We start from the raw sequence: 3393 nt of genomic DNA, 5'->3' as shown, positions 1-3393 counted from the left end.
AATGGGGGATTAGCTCAGCTGGCTAGAGCGCCTGCCTTGCACGCAGGAGGTCAACGGTTCGACTCCGTTATTCTCCACAGCATTTCTGTGAAAACAGGAATCTCATCGTAAAAGATGAGATCCCGCATCAAGTGCGGGATATAAAGTTCATTGACATATTGAGATAAGAAAATACAAAAAGTAGAAAGAACACGTAATTATGTTTATCATTAGGCATAATTATAAGTACAATAAGCAAAATAAGGGCGTATGGGGGATGCCTAGGCTCTCAGAGGCGAAGAAGGACGTGATAAGCTGCGAAAAGCTACGGGGATCTGCACATGAGATTTGATCCGTAGATATCCGAATGGGGCAACCCACTATGTTGAAGACATAGTACACCGATAGGTGGGCAAACCCGCTGAACTGAAACATCTAAGTAGGCGGAGGAGAAGAAAACAAAAGTGATTCCGTAAGTAGTGGCGAGCGAACGCGGATTAGCCCAAACCAAAGTTGTTACGGCAATTTTGGGGTTGTAGGACCACGACATTTTATGTACAAGGAACCGGAAGTTACTGGAAAGTAACACCATAGAGGGTGATAGTCCCGTATGGGTAACGAGTATAATAAATAGTGGTATCCTGAGTAGGGCGGGGCACGTGAAACCCTGTCTGAATCTGGCGGGACCATCCGCTAAGGCTAAATACTCCTGAGAGACCGATAGTGAACCAGTACTGTGAAGGAAAGGTGAAAAGAACCGTGAATAACGGAGTGAAATAGATCCTGAAACCATACGCTTACAAGCGGTCGGAGCCCTTTCGTGGGGTGACGGCGTGCCTTTTGCATAATGAGCCTACGAGTTAACGTTGCTGGCAAGGATAAGTACTTCAGGTATGGATCCGTAGCGAAAGCGAGTCTGAATAGGGCGCTTTAGTCAGTAGTGTTAGACGCGAAACCGTGTGATCTACCCATGGGCAGGATGAAGCGCTGGTAACACAGTGTGGAGGTCCGAACCGGTTGACGTTGAAAAGTCTTCGGATGACCTGTGGGTAGGGGTGAAAGGCCAATCAAACTCGGAAATAGCTCGTACTCCCCGAAATGCATTTAGGTGCAGCGCTAGATATAAGTTATATAGAGGTAGAGCTACTGATTGGATGCGGGGGCTTCACCGCCTACCAATTCCTGACAAACTCCGAATGCTATATAATGTTCTCTAGCAGTGAGGGCTTGGGTGCTAAGGTCCAAGTCCGAGAGGGAAAGAACCCAGACCATCAGCTAAGGTCCCCAAATATATGCTAAGTTGAAAGAACGCGGTTTGTCTGCCCAGACAGCTAGGATGTTGGCTTGGAAGCAGCCATTCATTTAAAGAGTGCGTAACAGCTCACTAGTCGAGCGGACGAGCATGGATAATAATCGGGCATAAGCATATTACCGAAGCTATGGATTTACAATTTATTGTAAGTGGTAGGGGAGCATTCTAACAGGGTTGAAGGTATCTCGTCAGGGGTGCTGGACTGGTTAGAAAAGAAAATGTAGGCATAAGTAACGATAATGCGGGCGAGAAACCCGCACACCGAAAGACTAAGGTTTCCACAGCTATGCTAATCAGCTGTGGGTTAGTCGGGACCTAAGGCGAACCCGAAGGGGGTAGTCGATGGCCAACGGGTTAATATTCCCGTACTACTGAATACTGTGATGGGGTGACGGAGTGATGAAAGCGCCGCGAACTGACGGAATAGTTCGTTAAAGTACCTAGCTATAAGACCTATAGGCAAATCCGTAGGTTTTGGTGAAATACGATAGTACACGGAGACTTCGGTTGAAGTGATAGTGCGCCTAAGGGCTTCCAAGAAAAACCTCTAAACTTCAGGTATTTAGTACCCGTACCGTAAACCGACACAGGTAGTTGGGATGAGAATTCTAAGGTGCTCGAGAGATTCATGGCTAAGGAATTAGGCAAAATAGACCCGTAACTTCGGGAGAAGGGTCGCCCCGAGCAATCGGGGCCGCAGTGAAGAGGTCCAGGCGACTGTTTATCAAAAACACAGGGCTCTGCAAAATCGTAAGATGAAGTATAGGGCCTGACACCTGCCCGGTGCTGGAAGGTTAAGAGGAGATGTTATCTTCGGAGAAGCATTGAATTGAAGCCCCAGTAAACGGCGGCCGTAACTATAACGGTCCTAAGGTAGCGAAATTCCTTGTCGGGTAAGTTCCGACCTGCACGAATGGTGTAACGATCTGGACACTGTCTCAGCCATGAGCTCGGTGAAATTGTAGTAACGGTGAAGATGCCGTTTACCCGCAGTGGGACGAAAAGACCCTGTGCACCTTTACTATAGCTTAGTATTGACCTTGGATAAATGATGTGTAGGATAGGTTGGAGACTGTGAAGTGGCGTCGCCAGGCGTTGTGGAGTCATTGTTGAAATACAACCCTTTGTTTATCTGAGGCCTAACTCCTGTTAAGGAGGACATTGCTTGGTGGGTAGTTTGACTGGGGTGGTCGCCTCCAAAAGAGTAACGGAGGCTTCTAAAGGTTCCCTCAGTACGCTTGGTAACCGTGCGAAGAGTGCAATGGCATAAGGGAGCTTGACTGAGAGACATACAGGTCGATCAGGTACGAAAGTAGAGCATAGTGATCCGGTGGTTCCGCATGGAAGGGCCATCGCTCAAAGGATAAAAGGTACGCCGGGGATAACAGGCTGATCTCCCCCAAGAGCTCATATCGACGGGGGGGTTTGGCACCTCGATGTCGGCTCGTCACATCCTGGGGCTGGAGAAGGTCCCAAGGGTTGGGCTGTTCGCCCATTAAAGTGGCACGCGAGCTGGGTTCAGAACGTCGTGAGACAGTTCGGTCTCTATCTACTGTGGGCGTTAGAAATTTGAGTGGATCTGATTCTAGTACGAGAGGACCGAATTGGACTAACCTCTAGTGTATCTGTTGTCACGCCAGTGGCACTGCAGAGTAGCTACGTTGGGAAGGGATAAGCGCTGAAAGCATATAAGCGCGAAACCCACCACAAGATGAGATTTCTTTTAAAGGTCGTGGGAGATGACCACGTTGATAGGCTATAGGTGTAAAGGCAGTAATGTCATAGCCGAGTAGTACTAATAACCTGTAAGCTTATGTACATTCGCTTGTCCCAGTGCAAACTGGGACAGCAAACTTTCTTCTCTCGACTACGCTCGAGATTACAATTTGATTTCTTTATCTCAGTATGTTAAGATATTGTTCAAGAGATAATTAATAATTGATTAATTACCAATTGAAAGTTGCCCAAGCAACTAACAGCCTTAAGGTGGTTATTGCGGCGGGGCTCACCTCTTCCCATCCCGAACAGAGAAGTTAAGCCCGCCTGCGCAGATGGTACTGCAGTTTGTGGGAGAGTATGTCGTCGCCTTTCTTTGAAAACCC

Annotated in this window: 1 tRNA gene and 2 rRNA genes; all 3 read left to right on the top strand. The window is 47.8% G+C overall.

Annotated features, from left to right (window positions below):
* Window positions 1-3: 3 nt before the first annotated feature.
* The 3 genes from AAEO59_RS16260 (at window position 4) to rrf (ending at window position 3382) form a co-directional block, all read left to right on the top strand.
* A tRNA-Ala gene (locus AAEO59_RS16260) sits at window positions 4-77 on the top strand.
* Between the two features lie 151 nt (window positions 78-228).
* A 23S ribosomal RNA gene (locus AAEO59_RS16255) occupies window positions 229-3110 on the top strand.
* A gap of 163 nt (window positions 3111-3273) precedes the next feature.
* A 5S ribosomal RNA gene (rrf, locus tag AAEO59_RS16250) occupies window positions 3274-3382 on the top strand.
* The last annotated feature ends 11 nt before the right edge of the window (window positions 3383-3393 follow it).

The organism is Flavobacterium flavipallidum, from assembly GCF_038289905.1.
GTDB lineage: Bacteria > Bacteroidota > Bacteroidia > Flavobacteriales > Flavobacteriaceae > Flavobacterium > Flavobacterium flavipallidum.
This window is presented reverse-complemented; position numbering and strand designations above follow the sequence as displayed.